The organism is Bacillus sp. m3-13, assembly GCF_000175075.1.
In the GTDB taxonomy this organism is placed as follows: Bacteria; Bacillota; Bacilli; order Bacillales; family Bacillaceae_I; genus Sutcliffiella_A; species Sutcliffiella_A horikoshii_C.
Genome location: NZ_ACPC01000019.1, coordinates 410,421 through 429,635, shown reverse-complemented (window position 1 = coordinate 429,635; position 19,215 = coordinate 410,421). Strand labels below are relative to the sequence as shown.

General features: G+C 41.9%; 16 protein-coding genes, 1 pseudogene and 1 other annotated feature. Of the genes and pseudogenes, 4 read left to right on the top strand and 13 right to left on the bottom strand.

Annotated features, from left to right (window positions below; genetic code table 11):
• Positions 1 to 99 precede the first annotated feature (99 nt).
• Positions 100 to 2,748 carry a valine--tRNA ligase gene (locus M313_RS0112700; RefSeq protein WP_010195843.1) on the bottom strand — a complete coding sequence of 883 codons (2,649 nt, stop codon included), beginning with the start codon at positions 2,746 to 2,748 and terminating at the stop codon, positions 100 to 102.
• Positions 2,749 to 2,803: 55 nt separating this feature from the next.
• Positions 2,804 to 3,049: a binding site (T-box leader), on the bottom strand.
• Positions 3,050 to 3,231: 182 nt separating this feature from the next.
• On the opposite strand from M313_RS0112700, the gene M313_RS0112690 reads away from it, so the two are divergent.
• From M313_RS0112690 to M313_RS27000, 3 genes and pseudogenes are all read left to right on the top strand, one after another.
• Positions 3,232 to 3,420 (top strand): YszA family small membrane protein, encoded by a 189-nt coding sequence (locus M313_RS0112690; protein WP_010195840.1) that lies wholly within the window; start codon positions 3,232 to 3,234, stop codon positions 3,418 to 3,420.
• Between the two features lie 151 nt (positions 3,421 to 3,571).
• Positions 3,572 to 4,108, top strand: a pseudogene (locus tag M313_RS27005) (protoglobin family protein); the annotation flags it as partial.
• A gap of 222 nt (positions 4,109 to 4,330) precedes the next feature.
• A complete protein-coding gene (locus tag M313_RS27000; RefSeq protein WP_426881544.1) occupies positions 4,331 to 4,876 on the top strand; it encodes a methyl-accepting chemotaxis protein in 546 nt (181 codons plus the stop codon).
• Between the two features lie 316 nt (positions 4,877 to 5,192).
• On the opposite strand, the gene M313_RS23510 is transcribed toward M313_RS27000, so the two are convergent.
• The 9 genes from M313_RS23510 to hemA form a co-directional block, all read right to left on the bottom strand.
• Positions 5,193 to 6,212, bottom strand: coding sequence for a restriction endonuclease (locus M313_RS23510; RefSeq protein ID WP_010195836.1), 1,020 nt, complete (start codon positions 6,210 to 6,212; stop codon positions 5,193 to 5,195).
• A gap of 168 nt (positions 6,213 to 6,380) precedes the next feature.
• The gene (ysxE, locus tag M313_RS0112675; RefSeq protein ID WP_010195834.1) at positions 6,381 to 7,421 is read right to left on the bottom strand and encodes a spore coat protein YsxE; all 1,041 of its coding nucleotides are present in this window, start codon (positions 7,419 to 7,421) and stop codon (positions 6,381 to 6,383) included.
• Between the two features lie 85 nt (positions 7,422 to 7,506).
• Positions 7,507 to 8,754: a stage VI sporulation protein D gene (gene spoVID / locus M313_RS0112670; RefSeq protein ID WP_010195829.1), complete on the bottom strand. Its 1,248-nt coding sequence runs from the start codon at positions 8,752 to 8,754 to the stop codon at positions 7,507 to 7,509.
• A 468-nt stretch (positions 8,755 to 9,222) separates the two neighbouring features.
• Positions 9,223 to 10,512 carry a glutamate-1-semialdehyde 2,1-aminomutase gene (hemL, locus tag M313_RS0112660; RefSeq protein WP_010195825.1) on the bottom strand — a complete coding sequence of 430 codons (1,290 nt, stop codon included), beginning with the start codon at positions 10,510 to 10,512 and terminating at the stop codon, positions 9,223 to 9,225.
• A gap of 187 nt (positions 10,513 to 10,699) precedes the next feature.
• Positions 10,700 to 11,680 carry a porphobilinogen synthase gene (gene hemB / locus M313_RS0112655; protein WP_010195822.1) on the bottom strand — a complete coding sequence of 327 codons (981 nt, stop codon included), beginning with the start codon at positions 11,678 to 11,680 and terminating at the stop codon, positions 10,700 to 10,702.
• A 1-nt stretch (position 11,681) separates the two neighbouring features.
• Positions 11,682 to 12,428, bottom strand: a complete 747-nt coding sequence (locus M313_RS0112650) for a uroporphyrinogen-III synthase (protein ID WP_010195820.1) — start codon at positions 12,426 to 12,428, stop codon at positions 11,682 to 11,684.
• Positions 12,428 to 13,360, bottom strand: coding sequence for a hydroxymethylbilane synthase (gene hemC / locus M313_RS0112645; protein ID WP_010195817.1), 933 nt, complete (start codon positions 13,358 to 13,360; stop codon positions 12,428 to 12,430). The genes M313_RS0112650 and hemC overlap by 1 nt, the downstream gene beginning before the upstream one ends.
• Positions 13,361 to 13,398: 38 nt before the next feature.
• Positions 13,399 to 14,232, bottom strand: coding sequence for a cytochrome C assembly family protein (locus tag M313_RS0112640; RefSeq protein ID WP_010195815.1), 834 nt, complete (start codon positions 14,230 to 14,232; stop codon positions 13,399 to 13,401).
• A gap of 15 nt (positions 14,233 to 14,247) precedes the next feature.
• Positions 14,248 to 15,618, bottom strand: a complete 1,371-nt coding sequence (hemA, locus tag M313_RS0112635) for a glutamyl-tRNA reductase (RefSeq protein WP_010195813.1) — start codon at positions 15,616 to 15,618, stop codon at positions 14,248 to 14,250.
• Between the two features lie 250 nt (positions 15,619 to 15,868).
• On the opposite strand from hemA, the gene M313_RS0112630 reads away from it, so the two are divergent.
• The gene (locus M313_RS0112630) at positions 15,869 to 16,351 is read left to right on the top strand and encodes a LiaF transmembrane domain-containing protein (protein WP_010195810.1); all 483 of its coding nucleotides are present in this window, start codon (positions 15,869 to 15,871) and stop codon (positions 16,349 to 16,351) included.
• A 277-nt stretch (positions 16,352 to 16,628) separates the two neighbouring features.
• Here the strand turns inward: M313_RS0112630 and M313_RS0112625 are convergent, their stop codons facing one another.
• From M313_RS0112625 to M313_RS0112615, 3 genes are all read right to left on the bottom strand, one after another.
• The gene (locus M313_RS0112625; protein ID WP_010195808.1) at positions 16,629 to 17,360 is read right to left on the bottom strand and encodes an amino acid ABC transporter ATP-binding protein; all 732 of its coding nucleotides are present in this window, start codon (positions 17,358 to 17,360) and stop codon (positions 16,629 to 16,631) included.
• A gap of 12 nt (positions 17,361 to 17,372) precedes the next feature.
• Positions 17,373 to 18,035, bottom strand: coding sequence for an amino acid ABC transporter permease (locus tag M313_RS0112620; protein ID WP_010195805.1), 663 nt, complete (start codon positions 18,033 to 18,035; stop codon positions 17,373 to 17,375).
• 119 nt (positions 18,036 to 18,154) lie between these two features.
• Complete coding sequence (locus M313_RS0112615) at positions 18,155 to 18,934, bottom strand: transporter substrate-binding domain-containing protein (RefSeq protein WP_010195804.1); 780 nt, start codon at positions 18,932 to 18,934, stop codon at positions 18,155 to 18,157.
• Between the last annotated feature and the right edge of the window lie 281 nt (positions 18,935 to 19,215).

Sequence of the window (19,215 nt, the reverse complement as noted above, 5' to 3'; positions counted from 1 at the left end):
GAACCACCGACATCCCCCGGTCCTCCCAAAAACAAAAAATCCCAAGCAGACATCCCCTTCTAAAAGGACATCCACCCAGGATCTTTCTTACAAAAAGCCTTATCCCTTCAACTCATCAATGCGAGCTTGAACAGCATCACGCTTTTCAACATAATCTTGCTCTTTCGCTTTTTCTTCTTCGATGACATTTGCAGGTGCTTTCGCGATGAAGCCTTGGTTGGAAAGCTTCTTCTGCACGCGCTCTACTTCTTTATCAAGCTTCGCAAGCTCCTTGTTCAGACGAGCAATCTCTTCGTCAATGTTGATCAGGCCTAACAATGGAAGAATCAATTCTGCTCCAGTCACCACTGCTGTCATCGCCTTCTCGCCGCCATCTAATGCAACATCTGTTCCAATCAACAGCTCGCTTGGGTTACAGAAGCGCTCTAGGTAAGAACGGTTGCTCTCAAGCTTCGCGGCAATCTCAGAAGTTTTCGCTTTTACAAGCAATTTAACCTGCTTGCTCATTGGCGTGTTCACTTCTGCGCGAACGTTACGTACGCTGCGGATGATGTCTACTAGTAAACGCATATCCGCTGCCGCTTCCTTGTCTGTCAGTTCATCGCGAACTTCCGGCCATTTTGCAGTCGTAATGGACTCGCCTTCGTGAGGAAGCTGCTGCCAGATCTCCTCTGTGATGAATGGCATGAATGGGTGCAACAGACGCATGGTGTTATCCAATACGTAAGCTAAAATAGAGCGAGTTGTCTTTTTCGCCGCTTCATCTTCGCTGTACAACGGAATCTTCGCCATTTCGATATACCAGTCACAGAAATCATCCCAGATGAAGTTGTATAGGGCACGGCCCACTTCACCGAACTCATATTTTTCAGCAAGTTTCGTTACGGTCTCGATTGTTTCGTTCAAACGAGTGAGGATCCACTTGTCTGCAACGGACTTCTCCCCGCTCAAATCGATATCCTCGAACTTCATGTCGTCCATATTCATTAAAGCAAAACGGGATGCGTTCCAGATCTTGTTGGCAAAATTCCAAGTGGACTCTACTTTTTCATAGCTGAAGCGTAAATCCTGACCTGGTGAGCTTCCAGTAGAAAGGAAATAACGCAGGGAATCCGCTCCGTACTTTTCGATAACTTCCATTGGATCTACACCGTTACCAAGGGATTTACTCATCTTGCGGCCTTGCTCGTCACGAACCAGCCCATGGATGAGAACATCTTTAAATGGACGCTCACCTGTAAATTCTAAGCCTTGGAAAATCATACGGGAAACCCAGAAGAAAATGATATCATACCCAGTTACTAAGGTACTTGTTGGGTAGTAACGTTGGTAGTCCAGTGATTCTGTTTCCGGCCAGCCCATTGTGGAGAACGGCCATAATGCAGAACTGAACCATGTATCAAGTACATCTGTATCTTGCTCCCAATTTTCGATATCTTCTGGTGGGTTATGGTCAACATGGATTTCTCCTGTTTCTTTGTTATACCAAGCCGGAATGCGGTGGCCCCACCATAGCTGACGGGAAATACACCAGTCGCGAATATTTTCCATCCAGCGCATATATGTGTTCTCAAAACGGTTTGGTACGAAATTAACCTTGTCTTCTTCAGATTGAAGGTCAATCGCTTTGTCAGCAAGAGGCTGCATCTTAACGAACCATTGTGTGGAAAGATACGGCTCAACAACCGCTCCGCTTCGCTCACTGTGTCCAACAGAATGCATGTGCTCCTCAATTTTGAAAAGAACGCCACTTTCCTGCAAATCTTTAACAAGCTGCTTACGGCATTCGAAACGATCCATCCCATTGTATTTTCCGGCTTTCTCGTTCATGCTACCGTCTTCATGCATTACTAGGATACGCTCTAAGTTATGACGGTTTCCAATTTCAAAGTCGTTCGGGTCATGTGCTGGCGTAATTTTCACTGCACCGGAACCAAACTCCATGTCTACATAGTCATCGGCAACGATTGGAATTTCACGGCCTGTGATAGGCAGTGTTACCATTTTTCCGATCAAGTGCTTGTAGCGCTCGTCTTCCGGATGAACCGCAACCGCTGTATCTCCAAGCATGGTTTCTGGACGAGTAGTTGCAATTTCAATCGAACCAGAACCATCAGTCAGAGGGTATCTCATATGATAGAAGGCACCTTGAACATCTTGGTGAATAACCTCGATATCAGAAAGAGCCGTTTTAGTTGCAGGATCCCAGTTGATGATGTATTCTCCGCGGTAAATCAGGCCTTTTTTATAAAGCGATACGAACACTTCGTTCACTGCTTTGGATAGTCCTTCGTCCAATGTGAATCGCTCGCGGCTGTAGTCAAGGCCAAGACCTAGCTTGGACCATTGCTCTCGAATATGTTTTGCGTATTCGTCTTTCCACTTCCACGCTTCTTCCATGAATTTTTCACGGCCAAGGTCATAGCGGTTAATTCCTTGATTACGCAGCTTTTCGTCTACTTTCGCTTGTGTTGCGATTCCTGCGTGGTCCATTCCCGGTAACCATAGAACGTCAAAACCTTGCATACGTTTCATGCGTGTGATGATGTCTTGCAGGGTAGTGTCCCATGCGTGGCCAAGGTGAAGGCGGCCTGTTACGTTTGGTGGTGGAATAACGATTGTGTATGGTGTTTTGTCCTGGTCGTTTGTCGCTTCAAAAAAGCGGCCGTCCAGCCAGTATTGATAACGGTTTTTTTCGATTGTTTGTGGATCGTATTTTGTCGGAAGGTTTACTTCATTCATTTCCATCCTTTTTCTCCTCCTAGTTGTTCCAAAATAAAATAAAAAACTCCCTTCATCCATATAAAAGGACGAAAGGAGTTAAGTTTCGCGGTACCACCTTTTTTTACAGGGTGAAAAAGATAGACTTTTCCCTGTACACTCAAATCTGTTAACGGCTCTCCACCGGTTTCAACTACTGAACATAACGCGTTCGCTGAAACTACTCGAGGGCGACCTTCCAATCCGACTTTCCTGAGAAACCTTTCAGCTAATGGTTTCCCTCTCTAAAGGGGTCTGCAATTGTACTCTTCCCTGTCACTGTATTTGATCGTTATCTCATTACCTTACTATGTTACATAAAGGATATGCTAATAGTCAATAAGCTTCTCCAATTTTTTATTAAGTTATGCACAAAATCAAATAATTGTTCCAAATTGGGCACTATTTTCTGCACACAATCATATCTTAGGTATATATACATCGAGAAAAGTGTCTTAAGGAGGTACCCTTATGCGAAAATACAACCCTTATTCCTTGCCGCCATGGTTGAGACAGGTTCGAGGTGTATGCGCGCAATTTATTATTCCTATTTGTGTGTTTCAAGGAATACGTACCATCTTTCTTCCCACAACCTTCGACGTGCTCATTCTTGCCATTTGCATCGTGGTTGCCATTTGCTTTCATTTGGAATGGATCTAGGCGACCTGAAAAGCTGCCTCTTACTTAATGGTGAGGCAGTTTTTATTACGTCTTTCGACACATTATCTATAGCATATTTCCTAAAAATCATCCATAATACTACATAAAGCTAAGAATTTTCTACCAATTTCGACTTTAAAAGGAGACGTACATGATTTCATTTATGCAAAAACCTAAAAAGGTTCCTTATACTGCTGACATGCAGTTTCCGGACAGACAAGCTGTTGTAAGTCATTCAGAAGATGCAGATTTGGCAAGCCGCCTTTACTATATGGGCTTCACAAAGGAACATCTGCAAGCTTTACAAAATGCAAAACCGGTCATATTTGAAATACTAGATGAAGTACTTGAAAAGGTGCTGGAACATTTATATAAACAACCGCCGGTGAAACGGGTTGCCACAAGCAATTCCAGTAAGGAAAGACTTAAGGCAGTTTTTGTTCGCTATTTTCAAAGTCTTTTAAGTGGAAAACTTGATGAAGATTTCTATAAAATGCGGAAAAGAATCGGACAAACTCACAATGGTGTTCATCTGCCGGTTACATGGTTTTTGGCGACCTATTCCGCTATGCAGACCCTTCTGCTTCCAAAAGTAGTGGAGCTGCTTCAGGACAGTCCTAAAGATATGGTGACCACGTTAACTGCACTGACGCATATCATTAACTTAGACTCGCAGCTTGTTGTGGAAGAGTATATCCATGTTCGCATTGATTTGCTTGAGCAGGCAAATGAAGCAAACCGTACGTTGCAGGCGGAGCTTACCAAAATTAGTGAAGAAGTTGCTGGCACCGTGACGGAGACGGAAGAAACTATCCAGACCGTCACACTAAAAGCGGAAGAAGTCTTAAAAGATACCAATCTTACACAAAAAAGCAGCCAAAACCTGTTGCATTTAACCAATGACAATGAAATGCAAATGGAGAAGATGGTAGGGAACTTTGAGGAAGTCATGAAGGAAGTCAGTCAATCATTAGAAGAGATGCACACATTGAAGTCTGTCTCTGAAGAAATCATCACGATGACACAAGGTATTGATAACATTGCCGATCAAACGAACCTTTTGGCACTTAACGCTTCCATCGAAGCAGCCCGCGCCGGTGATGAAGGCCGTGGTTTTGCCGTAGTTGCGAGTGAAGTCCGGAAACTTGCCGAAAGCTCGAAGGAACTTAGCAGCAAAATCAAAGTACTTATCGACAAGAGTGACCAGCAAATCACCAATGTGACAAGCATGATGTCTTCCATGCACAAAGTGACCGCGCAGTCTCAACAGAATATCGTCCAAGTGAAAGGCGGCATTGTCACAGTCAAAATGGAGATGGATAACTACCTCGACCGTTTTAACAAAAACAAAGCAGATCTGGATATCATCGTTAATTCTTTTAAAGAAATTAATCAATCAGCTGTCAGTTTGTCGTTGTTGACGGATACTTTGTTAGAAAAAGCCGTAAATAAGTAATTTGTAAATGTTACACTTACCTGTTGATTTCCGTTTCAGGCGCTTCGCTTTCCACGGGCGGTCCGGGAGCCTCCTCACTTCGTTGCGGGGTCTCCCCTGTCCCTTCCTCCCGTAGGAGTCTGCGCGCCTTCCACTACAATCAACATTGTTACTGCATTTCAATTGGTAACAGTGAACCCAAATAATTATTAAAAAATCATTTATTGATCTTTAAAAAAGTCATAATCAATACTTTTTATAACAAACGTTTCGCTAATATCTACACCAACATTGTGATCAATCATAAGTTTTGCTAATTGTTTTCCGTCAATTAATATTATCTTTTTGCGTCTAAGCGTTCTGCATATTGCTTTGCATTATCTGTAAAGTAAGAAGTGGTGATGAACACCCCTTTTCTCGCACCTTTGCCGTCTAATGCTCCTGAAAAACTTTGTACAACGTCCCTACCAACTGAATTAGTAGCTCCATATCTTTTAGCTTGGACATAAATATTATCAAGACCCAACTTATCTTCTTTAATAACCCCGTCCAACCCCTCGTCATTTGTTCGTTGTGTAACTTTTCCATCACCGTATCCCATAACTGTCAACAACTCAATTACAATATCTTCAAACTTAATCCAATGTACATTGCGGAGTTGTTTTAGTAATGTTTCTGCTAACTCCTGTTTGAGTTCATCCAATTTTTCTTTCACTATAGTAAGTGGGTCAATAACCTTTTCAAGTTCTTCTATTTCTTCTTCAATCTCATTCATATTTTCAGTTAATAATTCAAGATCCTCAGATGTTATTTGATAGGTAAGCTTATTTACTTCTTCAATATAGTTTTCCTTTTTTAGACTATACCTAACACTTCGAACCCTAGATAAAAAGATGATATCAGATGTATTCTCATACTTCATTACTTGTTGTTCATCCGTTAATCGAAAGTGATTTACTAGTTTTTCTGTTATTTCACTTGCTGGGTAGGCTTTTCCATCCTTAATCATATGTAAATAAGGAATCATCATATCCTTAATTGAAGGAATAGATTCTTTAATATTCTTATTCGAACTATTGGAATTAAACTTATCAAACAAATTCTTTTCTTCATTTTTGTTCTTTGGTATTCCTTCATTTGAAAAAAATAGTTTTATTTCAGCCGTGCTTAACCCAGCTTCATTTAGCCTTTTTAATAGCTTCATAATTCTTAATGATTCAGAATTGTACATAACTCTAGTACCTGTTAATTCTTCAGGAATATAGTCCTTAAAATGCTTTACCCACCTTCGACCATTTGCTTCAGACCAGCCTACAATTTCTGACATTTTCTTTTTTGAGTATAATAGTTTATTCAAATTCTTCCCCCCTACTCTAACCAACCTACGGTATAAATACACTAACATGAATATACTGTATCTTATGTAAATTTATCCCTAAACTTCATTTTACTTTAGAACTATTCAAAATCAAACTTATAATTTAGAATCATATAAACTAATTTATATGTAAAAACCCATCCCAGCTTAACTGGTTTGGGCCTCTTTGTTTTTATTTTGCTCTTCAATCTGATTGATCCTGCCTGCTACATATTCAATATTTTTGGCAAGCCAGTAGCTTCCCTGAATTCTTTTCACCAATTCCCGTTCTGAAGGGGCGTTTCTTTGGTTTGGGTTTGGAGGCTGTTGAAACTGCCCTACTGCATGCATAAACGATGCGGGATGCGATAAATAACTTAGTGTAAGATCTTTTTCATATTCTTGCAGACTGAATCCCTTTTGATATTCATAAAACCAGTCAATACAGTCATCGCAAAAAAGTGGATACGTTCTTAAATATCGTTGATAAAAAGAAATGATATCGTTTGCAGGTGCCGCTTGTTTTGCTCTCTCCCAGCTGATAAAATAACCCCTGCCCTCTGAATCTTTTACAAAATGATGAAACGAGACCCTTCCATGGGTCATGGCGACACGATGTTTCTTCGTTTCCTTCACCGTCTCCTGCCAGTTTTCTAGCTTTTGCAGCGAAAATTTCTGGGCAAGCGATATTTCATGGGCGTACGTGCACACTTGAAGTTCAAACGGAGACATATACAGTTTCTTTTCACATACATCCACAAATTTTTCTAAGTCCTGTTGCTCTTTCGTCCATTCCTCTGAAACGCGGTCGTAAAAGGCTGTAATCTCTTCTTCTGGATACTCTTTCTCTTGGACCGTCATGCTATGAAGTTTGGCCAGTTCTTTAAACATCATGCTGTCTTTAAAATCCAGCTCCCGCTCCTCATTATCCTCAATCCACGGCATCAAGTAGTAAGCATCGGAATAACTCTCAATAAAATAATAACCCTGCCTTGTTTGATAGATGGGAACAACCGTCTTGATTCCACGCTGGAAAAGGGAATGAATATTGCGGAACAACGGATATGCCTGCTCTTTCTTAATTCTTTTTAGTGCATACGCACCTTTATTCGTTGCAATCCTCCATACCCCGTTATGTTGTTCTATATATTCAGGTACGATGCCATATTGATATACTAACTCTTCCACGCTTTGCTCATTTGTCTGCATCGCGAAAACTCACTTCCTCTAATATTTTCAGGTAAAAAAGAAGTGAGAAAAGGTCACCCCTTCCTCACTTTCCTCTCGAAGCCGGTTATTGACTCTTAGAGGAAGCCTTTACCGGAATATATAACAATTGTCCTTCATTGATGTGATCATCTGTGGAAAGCCTATTAACCCTGATTAGTTGTTGAATGGATACATCATATCGCTCAGCAATATGGTCCATGGATTCCCCTTGCTGCACAATGCATATTTTCAGCTTGGTGAAATCTTCTCCACCTTCATCCGCAAAGATTTTGGTGAGAGATAGATCATTTTCATCTCGAGGTTCATCGGAATAATCATCATTTTGTTGAGGATCTGCTACTGCTTGTTGTCCCTTCCTTTTATCAAAGAATGAAACAACATTTGATGCTTCTTCCTCTTCTTGGTAGTGGTTTCCTGCATGCAAGGAATGTAGTGGAGCATATGCATCCTCTGCCTTATTTTGATAAATATAGTCGGCAGGATTATATGGCGCTTCTTCCTCTACCGCAGGAGCTTTTCTTGCCTCCACATCAAATGGTGCGTACTCCCCATCCTCATTGTAATTGTATTGCATATTTCTATCTATCTCATCTTGATTGAGGATTTCTTCTTCCTCGTCATCCTCTTCCTCTGTATAGTATTGGTAGGTATCTTCTTCGTACTCATTATCGGAGTTTGCACTGCGATACATTGGTTCGTACTCGAATACTTCTTCCTCTTCTTCTGCTGCTGGTTCTTCTGCTTGAGCTTGTGCTTCTTGCTCGTATTGTGGCGCTAGATTTTGAGAAGCATATGCTTCTTCATGGTCCCGGTTAGGTTCCACTTCATATTCAAACGATTCTTCTGGACTGTCTTGATCCTCTTCCCAGGCAGGTGCGCTTTGTTGATGACCGTAAATACCAGAGATGGACAACTCCGCATCCAATTGCAGGCAGCCACGAGTTGGGACACTGTAGTCAAATGACTCAATGGCCACATAAATATCGTCTAAACTCTGGATCCTGTTCATCGGTATCGTAATATCGACTGGAAAGCGATGGTTCAATACGCAAACGCCATCCTCCCGCTGCTCTACTTCCTGTACAACACGGGCTTGAGGTTGATACTCCTCCTCATCGTCCGCCTCCGCATTCACATGATATTCCCCCGCTAATAATAAAGCTCCACGTATGGAAACATATTGGTCCTGCTCATAAATTTGTATATCAGGATCTAACGCAATGGAGATAAGCTCAGATACTTCCTGTCCCTTTTGAAACCATATAGATTCCTCTACTGAAAACCGCAAGCACGATTGCTGATCTGAAGACAAAGCGGTTCCTCCTTTCACACCTATCAAAAATTTACTATATCAATAAAGATGTATGATGAGATTTGGGAGAATATGAATGGTTGGAAGAAATTTATGAAAGGGGGTAAAAAAAGGGGTCAGACCCCTGCAGGAGATTTGAGGTGTATGTCGAAGGCGGCTTTGAAGTTGGAGGTTGTTAGTAGATTGTATGATTTTTTGTTTGATTTGATGATAGGTTGTTTGGTCTTGGTGGGATTTTGTTTGGGCGTGTGGGGGTTATGTGTAGAAGTTTTGTTTTAAATGGTAGAAGTGAGGTTGGGAAATGTAGAAAGTGGTTTGGGAAATGTATAAGATCTTCCGGAAATTGTAGAAGTTCACATGGGAAATGTACAACCAGCCGATTTCACCATATCATCACCAAAGTAAAACGTAAAAACCCGCCCTTATGCATTTTAACAATGCATAAGAGCGGGCAGAGAAAACAAATCATTATCCCTTAATCGCGGCAAACGATTTTTCAATCGCATCCAATGTCTTTTCAATATCCTCATCCGTATGAGCTGTGGACAAGAACAATCCTTCAAACTGAGAAGGTGGCAAGAATACTCCATTGTTTGCCATTTCGCGGAAAAACTTCGCGAAATAACCTAAATCCGAAGACTTTGCCACATCATAGTTTACAACTTCCTCACTATTAAAGAAGAAACCAATCATGGAACCTGCACGGTTTACAGAAACAGGGACATCATACTTCTCGCCTAGCGCGACGATCCCCTCTTCCAGGCGATCCGCTTTCTTTCCGAATTCTTTATACGTTTCAGGAGTCAGTTGGGCCAAAGTCTCATATCCAGCTGTCATAGCAAGCGGGTTACCAGACAACGTTCCAGCCTGATAAATCGGTCCGCTTGGAGCAATTTGTGCCATGATTTCTGCTTTTCCGCCGTATGCACCAACAGGTAGACCTCCACCGATTACTTTACCAAGACATGTTAAGTCTGGTGTTACGCCGTAATATCCTTGCGCACAATGGTAATCGACGCGGAAACCAGTCATTACCTCATCAAAGATTAGTACTGCGCCATATTCAGTCGTTACCTCACGCAAGCCTTCCAAGAAACCTGGTTGCGGCGGAACCACTCCCATGTTTCCTGCAACAGGCTCCACAATGACACCGGCGATATCGTCTCCAAATTCCTTGAATGCATAACGGATGCTCTCCAGGTCATTGTAAGGCACAGTAATCGTGTTTTGAGCCACACCCTCAGGAACACCAGGGCTGTCTGGTAAACCAAGTGTAGCGACCCCCGAACCGGCTTTAATCAACAGAGAATCACCATGGCCATGGTAGCAGCCTTCAAACTTGATAATCTTGTTGCGGCCTGTGTACCCACGCGCCAAACGAAGTGCACTCATCGTTGCTTCCGTACCGGAGCTTACCATACGGACTACTTCGATGGATGGTACTCTTTCAATGACAAGTTTTGCAAGTTCGTTTTCAATAAGTGTCGGAGCACCAAAGCTTGTCCCTGATTCTGTTACCTTTTTGATTGCTTCCACTACGCGGTCATTGGAGTGCCCGTGAATTAGTGGTCCCCAGGAAAGGACATAATCTATGTATTCGTTACCGTCTACATCGTATATTTTGGAGCCTTTTCCTCGCTCCATGAAGATTGGGTCCATATCTACTGATTTAAAAGCACGCACTGGGCTGTTCACGCCGCCTGGCATCAGCTTGGATGCTTCTATAAAAGCTTCTTTAGATTTTTCATAACTTCTCATTCTTCTATCATCCTTTCTTTTATCTGAAATGGATTACCTATACCGTTCCTTTACGCTACAGGCACTTGCTTTCCGCGGGCGGTCCGGAAGCCTCCTCGGCTGCGGCTGTGGGGTCTTCCCTATCCCTTCCTCCTGCAGGAGTCAAGTGCCTTCCGCTCCAATCCACTCATCCTAGGAAATCAGGTTATTACTTCTCATCCAACCAACGCGCCACGTCTTTTGCGTAGTAAGTGATGATCAAGTCAACACCGGCACGTTTCATGCCAATTAGTTTTTCCATGACAACTTCACGTTCGTTGATCCATCCGTTCATCGCAGCTGCTTTAATCATGGAGTATTCTCCGCTCACATTGTAGGCAACAACTGGTACGTTAAAGTTGTTTTTCACATCACGGATGATGTCCAAGTATGCCAAGGCAGGTTTCACGATCAGGAAGTCCGCTCCTTCAAGCATGTCTGACTCTGCTTCACGAAGTGCTTCTTGACGGTTGGCAGGGTCCATTTGGTATGTTTTTCTGTCTCCGAATTGAGGAGAGCTGTGGGCTGCATCCCGGAAAGGTCCGTAGAATGCGGAAGAGTACTTAACTGCATAGGACATGATTGGAACATCTTCAAAGTCGTTCTCGTCCAACCCTGCACGGATTGCCGCTACAAATCCGTCCATCATGTTTGACGGAGCAATGATGTCCGCTCCTGCACGCGCTTGGCTGACAGCAGTGCGCGCCAGTAAGTCCAACGTAGGATCGTTTAGAATCTTCCCTTCTTCCACAATCCCACAATGCCCGTGGGACGTATATTGGCACAGACATGTGTCTGCTATGACAACAAGTTCTGGGAAATGCACTTTGATTTGTGTGATCGCCTGTTGCACAATTCCGTGTTCATGGTAGGCTTGCGTTCCTACTTCATCTTTTTCTTTCGGCACACCGAAGACGATAACGGATTTAATGCCCAGTTCCGTCACTTCTGCCATTTCTGCATTTAACAGATCCAAAGATAGATGGAAAACGCCTGGCATGGAAGGAACTTCGTTACGGATATTTTCTCCTTCCACCACAAAGATCGGGTAGATAAAATCTTCCTTATGTAAATATGTTTCACGCACAAGTGAGCGCATGTTATCTGAATTTCTTAATCTGCGATGACGATTAAATTGCAAGTCTTTCATATTATGTATCCTCCCTTTTAAAATATTGCAGTATTTCTTCTAGCAGACCGTCCATTGTATACTCTGATGGACTGATTGCCACATGTATTCCCGCCTTTTCGGCAGCAGTTCTTGTTATCGGACCAATGGTTGCTACTGGACCATCTGGCAGTCCGAATAGTTCCAAAAAGTTATGTACAGTAGAAGGGCTGGTAAACGTGTATAGGTCAACCTTTCCCTCTTTTACCCATTTCCATTCCTTTTCCTCTGGTACTCGAATCACGTTTTCATATACGACTATCTGCTTAACATTGTACCCTATTCTACTAAGTTCTTCACGCAAAAGGGGTCGTGCAAGATTGCCCTGTATGAGCATGATAGAACTTACTTTTTCTTTTTTAAAACTCTTTATTAGATCTTCGGCTGAAAAACGTTTCGGTACTAGGTCCACATTAAAACCGAGTGACTCTAATGCTTGTTTTGTTTTTACTCCCACCACCGCAACCTTGTTTGGCAAAGGGCCTTGATAAAGTTCAAAGAAATACTTCACCCCGTTTACACTTGTAAACACAATCCATTCAAAGTCTGCTATATTGAATTCAATATCCGATATGACATCTTCAGAATCAGAAACATGCTGAAATTGAATAAGAGGGACTTCAAGCGAGGTCCCTCCGAGTGCTGCAATCTGCTTGGAAAAATACCTTGCCTGCTCTTTGCTTCTTGTAATAAGAATGCGTTTATCGGCTAAAGGCAAAGTACGATCCATTACTGATCCAGCTCCTTTTTCACATCATCAATTATTTTCTTTCCACCTTGCGCAGTAAGACTCTCGGCAGCTTCCAATCCAACCTTTACAGGATCTGTTCCTGTTATTCTTTCTTTATATAAAACAGAACCGTCTGGAGCCCCTACAAGAACCGTCAACGTGAGGTTGTCATCCTGGCCAACAGAAGCAAATCCCGCAATCGGTACCTGGCATCCGCCCTCCATTTTATGAAGGAAAGCACGCTCGGCGATAACAGCTTTTTCCGTAACAGAATCCGTAAACAACTTAAGTACTTCTAACAAATCTGCGTCATCTTCTCGGCATTCAATGGAAAGAGCACCTTGACCTACAGCCGGCAAACACAGATCTTCATCAAGGAATTCGGTCACAACATCTTTTGACCAGCCCATTCGTGCAAGTCCTGCTGCTGCTAAAATAATTGCATCATAGTCTTCGTTTTGAAGCTTTGCAAGGCGTGTATCAATATTTCCGCGAATCCACTTAATTTCTAAGTCCGGACGTTTTGCAAGGAGCTGTGCACCACGGCGAAGACTGCTTGTTCCCACAATTGAGCCGCTCGGCAGATCAGCAAATTTCACATGATCCTTAGAGATGAACGCATCGCGGTGATCTTCACGGAATGGGATGCATCCGATCGTCAAACCTTCTGGTAAAACAGCGGGCATATCTTTCATACTGTGGACAGCCATGTCAATATCTTTATCTAGCATCGCTTGTTCGATCTCTTTTACAAAAAGACCTTTTCCTCCAACCTTAGATAAGGTTACATCAAGAATTTGGTCTCCCTTTGTTACAATTTCCTTTACTTCAAAATCGAAGGGCGCACCTAATGCCTTCAATTGATCGATGACCCAGTTCGTTTGGGTTAAAGCAAGCTTACTTCTTCTAGAACCTACAATTATTTTTCTCATATTTCCTCCTTACCCAAAGCCAATGGGATTCCTATTTCCTATAAAATCCAAAAATGAAAATTTGATAATCTACCGAACAGGAAAAAGTTGATGAGGACGACTAGAAACGCCGCGATATTCCAACTCGCAATAGCCTTCCCGCTAATTCCTTTGGCAAGTCTTTGATAAAAATAATAACTGTATGCGGTAATGACAATGAAAGAGCCGATCACTTTCATGTCATACCATTGAAATTCGGACAGTTTCACAGACGCCCAAATGCTTCCTAAGATTAACGACAGCAATAACATCGGTACTCCGATTACATTCAATACATAGGACATATGATCAAGTTTCGCCAAATCCTGAATGCGCAATAACCGCTTGCCCCACTTTTTCTCCTTTAACAGCCGATATTGAATGACATATAGCAAGGAAAAAGCGAAGGATAGGGAAAAGGCACCATATGATAGAATCGCCATTGTGATATGTATGATGAGTAACTCAGATACCAACGCTTGTGCGACCACTTGTGATTCATGCTGTATAGGTGTGAATGTGTGCAGTGCCAATACCAGGAATCCTATTACATTTGTAAAGAATACGATGAAATCAACTCGTAAGATTCTATTAATGACAAGGGAAAAGGTAATCAATACCCATGTATAGAAATACATTCCCTCATAAAGCGTCAAAATAGGAAAACGTCCGGTATCAAGCATCCGTAAAAATAAGAAAACCGTTTGCAATACCCATACAATTGCAAGTAACCAGAAGGCTGTTTTATTTGCCTTCTGGTTATGTTGAAGAAAATCAATGAAATATAAGAGTACGCTTAAGGCATAAAGAAGAATCGTTAATTCATACAGCCTTGCGATTGTCATCTCTAGCATAGTTAACAGCCTCTCTTACGACCTGTATGTCGCAGCTTGAGGAAGCGGAATTCCTACCGGTGCAGAGGAACTCTTCTCCTTTTTCACAGTATAGTACTGTGTTTGAACTTCTTGTTGAACCGCCTCTTCAATATTAAAGATTTTAGTGAACAGTTCTAGAGATTCTTTTGCGTCAGATTCGGCTGAAAGTTCTTTCGCTCGTAAAATCGGGTCACGCAGCATCTGATTGATGATGCTTTTCGTATGTTTATTTAAGACCTTAATCTCACGTTCCGATAGATGAGGAAGTTTTCGTTGGATACTTTGCATCGTTTCGGATTGAATATCCAGCGCCTTTTGTCGTAATGCGGAAATGACCGGGACCACACCTAGTGTGTTCAACCAGTACTTAAATTCCACGATTTCCTCTTCTATGAACAGTTCAATCTCATCTGCCGCTTTTTTGCGTTCTGCCAAGTTGGCATTGACGATTCCCTCGAGATCATCAATATCGTATAAGAAGACGCTCTCTAGCTTATCCAGTTCTGGGTCCAAATCTCTTGGAACCGCAATATCCACCATGAAAAGTGGACGCCCTTTTCTCATACGCTCGACATAGGTCATATCGTCTTTAGTTAGAACATAGTCTTTGGCACCGGTAGAAGAGATAAGAATATCCGCTTCTACCAACGCACAGGAAAGTTCCTGCATGGACTTTGCCTGGCCAGCGAAACGATTCGCCAGGTTTGTTGCTTTTTCCAAGGTACGATTGATGACCGTTACCTTTTCTACCCCGTTGCTGTGAAGATTCTGGACGGCGAGTTCTCCCATTTTCCCTGCGCCTAAAATTAATACATGCTTGTTTTTCAAATCCCCGAAAATCTTTTTCGCAAGCTCCACCGCTGCATAGCTGACAGAAACGGCATTAGATCCAATATCTGTTTCAGAATGCGCACGCTTAGCTAAAGTGATAGCTTGTTTAAATAATTGATTGAAAATGGTTCCTACCGTTTTATGTTCTTGTGCGGCAAGAAAACTTGTACGGATTTGGCCTAGGATTTGCGTTTCCCCAAGCACCATGGAATCCAATCCACAGGACACTCGGTACAAATGCTCGATTGCCCCGTCATGTTCATATATGTTCAAGTAAGGAGAAAACTCTTCCTTGTCTAGACCGAACCAATCTGCAAGGAAAGCTTTAATATAATAACGTCCAGTATGCAACTGATCGACTACTGCATAGACTTCCGTACGGTTGCAGGTAGAAACAATGATGTTTTCCAAGATGGACTTTTGGTCCTTCAGAGCTACCATTGCTTTATTCAGATCAGCTGGATTAAATGTCAATTTTTCACGTATTTCAACAGGGGCCGTTTTATAATTAACACCGACTACTATGATATGCACTTGTTCGTACACCCCCACAAAAAATAATATCATCTACTAAAATTATAACATGACTAATGCTAGATACTTTTGTTAAAATGTGAACAAATAGTTTCCAATTAAGTAATTAGGATACATGAAAATATAGCGTTTTCATGGTTTCTCTTAGTTATATATTACAAACATTACAATTCTTTTATTCACCAACTTGTACATTAACAGAATTTCATTGTAGAATCAAGGTTTCAGCCTCGATCTTAAGGAGGAAAATATGAAGAAAAATAGCTTTCTACCTGGTTTGCTTTTATTATTTTTTGGTGCATATTTCCTGTTACAACAATTAAATATTGTGTTGTGGGAAGGGATGTTGCACTGGTCCACCATCCTCGTTATTACAGGAGCTGCACTTTTATTACAAGCTTATAAACAGAGTGACTATCCAAATATCCTTCCCGGCTTTGTTTTGTTGGGGATTGGGTTGCATTTTCAGTTAAAAGACATAGTCGCTGCATGGCCCGATCATTTCGCGATGATTATTTTGATTATTGGGATTGGCTTTATTCTTCGTTCACAAAAGACGAAGGGTGGCATGTTTGAGGGAGTCTTGTTGTGCATTCTTGCCAGTTTCTTTCTTTTCTATGATACATTTATGGAGATGCTGGGTGTTGTAGAGACTGGTGTTGCTAGTTTACATACTTTTTGGCCTGTTTTGTTGATTTTGATTGGTGCGTTTTTTGTTTTTAAGAAGAAATAAGTGAAGACCTACAAGCAATGGAGTGTTATTCCGTTGTTGTAGGTCTTTTTTGTTTCATGGTTATTGTTTTGACGCCGCTGGTGATTTCCGCAAACGGCCAAAAATCATCCCTGTACTCCCTGTTTCCTTTCGCTCCAGGTGTTCGCTTTCCGCGGGACGGTGCTTGAGCCTCCTCACTTCGTTGCGGGGTCTCAAGCTACCTTTATCCCCCCGCCGGAGTCTCACACCTTGCACTCCAGGAAACAGGGGAAATCTGAATCACCAAATTGATTACTGGTTACAGAACTGCTTCTAGGAAGTCTCTTGTTCGTTGGTTTTTTGGGTTGTTGAAGAGGTCCTGTGGGGGGCCTTCTTCGACGATTTTGCCGTCGTGCATATAGATGACACGGTCGGCGACTTCTTGTGCGAATCCCATTTCGTGGGTGACGACCACCATGGTCATGCCTTCTTCTGCGAGTTCTTTCATCGTTTTAAGAACTTCTCCTACCAATTCAGGGTCAAGGGCTGATGTTGGTTCGTCAAACAGCATCACTTCAGGTCTCATGGCAAGGGCACGGGCAATTGCCACACGCTGCTTTTGCCCGCCTGAGAGTTTTTCAGGATAAACATTCTCTTTGTCTGACAAGCCTACTTTTGCCAAAAGGTCGGATGCAATTTTTCTGGCTTCCTCTTTTTTCAGCTTCTCGACCTGGACAGGAGCTTCCATAACATTCTCTAAAACTGTTTTGTGAGGGAAAAGATGAAAATGCTGAAACACCATGCCGACTTTTTGTCGGACTTTATTTAAATTGTCTTTTTCTACGTCCACTTCCTTGCCATCTATGACCACGGTGCCGCTATCCTTCATTTCAAGGAAATTCAAGCAGCGCAGAATCGTACTTTTACCGGATCCGCTGGCACCAATCAGGCAGACAACTTCTTTATTTTTAACAGTCAAAGATATATCTTTTAGTACATGTAGGTCCCCGAACGATTTATTTAAGTTAACAACTTCTATTTTATTACTCATTACCCCTACCTCCTATCTATCACTAGCTGAGAATTTACGTTCTAACAGATTAACAAATATTCCGATCAACCCTACAAGGAATAAGTAGTAAACAGAAACTACCAACAAGTACGTCATATAGTCAAAGCTGTTTGCACCTTGTGTTTGCGCTACATTGAACAGTTCGTAGAAACCGATGAATGCCGCTAAGGATGAATCTTTTAAACAGATGATAAACTGATTTCCAAGTGGTGGCAGCGCCCTTCTGAATGCCTGTGGCAAAATAATTCTTCTCATCGCCAAATTGCGGGTCATACCCAATGAGCGTCCTGCTTCCATTTGTCCTTTGTCAATCGATTGAATAGTTCCACGAAATATCTCGGCAATATAGGCACCATTATGGAAGGCCAGCGCCAATGTGACGGACCAGAATGCAGTGATTCCCATCTGCACCAATCCATAGTAGAAAACAAAGATTTGAACAATCAACGGTGTTCCCCGTACAAGGTATATGTAAGTATTGGCGATCCATTCAAGTACTTTAATCTTGGATATTTTAAGGAAGGCGAAAAATAAGCCTACGAAAAGTGAAATAACAATTGAAATGGCTGTAATTTGAAGGGTTTTTAACATCCCTCTTAAAAACATGTCGTATGAACTGAAAAAAACATCGATAAAATGTGCTAAACTGGGCATACTTTGCTTCACTCCCTTATGCTGTTGTGTGCTATTAATGGTGGATAAAGCTGATAAAAAATGTGTGGTGAGTGAACACCACACATTTCAGAAACAGGATTGATTATTCTAGTTCGGTATTACTCACCCGGGTCTGAAGTAATGTCTTCACCAAAGTACTTTTCACTTATCTCTTTTAATTTTCCGTTATCACGTAAAGTTTCAAGCGCTTCATTAATCGCTTCCAGTAAAGCTTCATTTCCTTTGGCTACTGCCACAGCCTGTTCACTGCGATCCAATAGTTCACGTGCCTCCAGTTCCATTCCGGATCCGATTGCTTCACGACCGGTAACAAAATCTGTTACCACTGCATCATGGCGGCCATTGTTAAGTGCCTCTAACGCAACAACGTCGCTATCATAGTTTACGATATTATCAGATACACCCTCCACTAAATCCGCATAAGTGGATCCTCTGGAAACGGCAATTTCCACTCCCTCTAAATCATCCATTGTTTGGATTTCACTGTCAGGACGTACAAATATCTGGGCCCCAGAATAATAATACGGTGTGGAGAAGTCCACTTCTTTTAATCTCTCTTCCGTTATGGTATGACTCGCAACCGCCGCATCAAAGCGGCCATTCTTTACTCCTTCAACAATACTCGCAAATGTGTACTTTTCCTGCTCTGGTTCCAACCCAAGCTCAGCCGCAATAGCTTCTCCGACTTCAATATCAAAACCGGTCATGTTTCCGGAACCGTCTGTAACACTAAATGGCGCAAATTCTCCTGAAGAAGCAAATATAAACTTGTCTTCCTTTACTAATTCGTACCCTTCACTTGTTGTCGTTTTACCACCGCATGCTGCAAGAATGGTAGACAACAAAAATAACGTGACTAACAATACCCTTTTTTTCAATTTCCAAAATCCCCCTTAGTGTCCATTTTTTTCGTCTCCCTTTTATGTTAACAATTACGGAAAACTACCACAAATAAGCTCAGTAATCATATTTGAGAATTATTCTGTAAATTCTAACTTCAGAAGACCTGACTACCTGTGTATCTTATGTATGCGCGGAATTACTCCTTATACATTCTATTCCCTAATGCTTCACGCTAATAAACATTTTTTTCGAAATTTTTTACACTTTTTAAAAAACAAAAAAATAGATTCCACAGCCCATATCATGTAAGCTATGA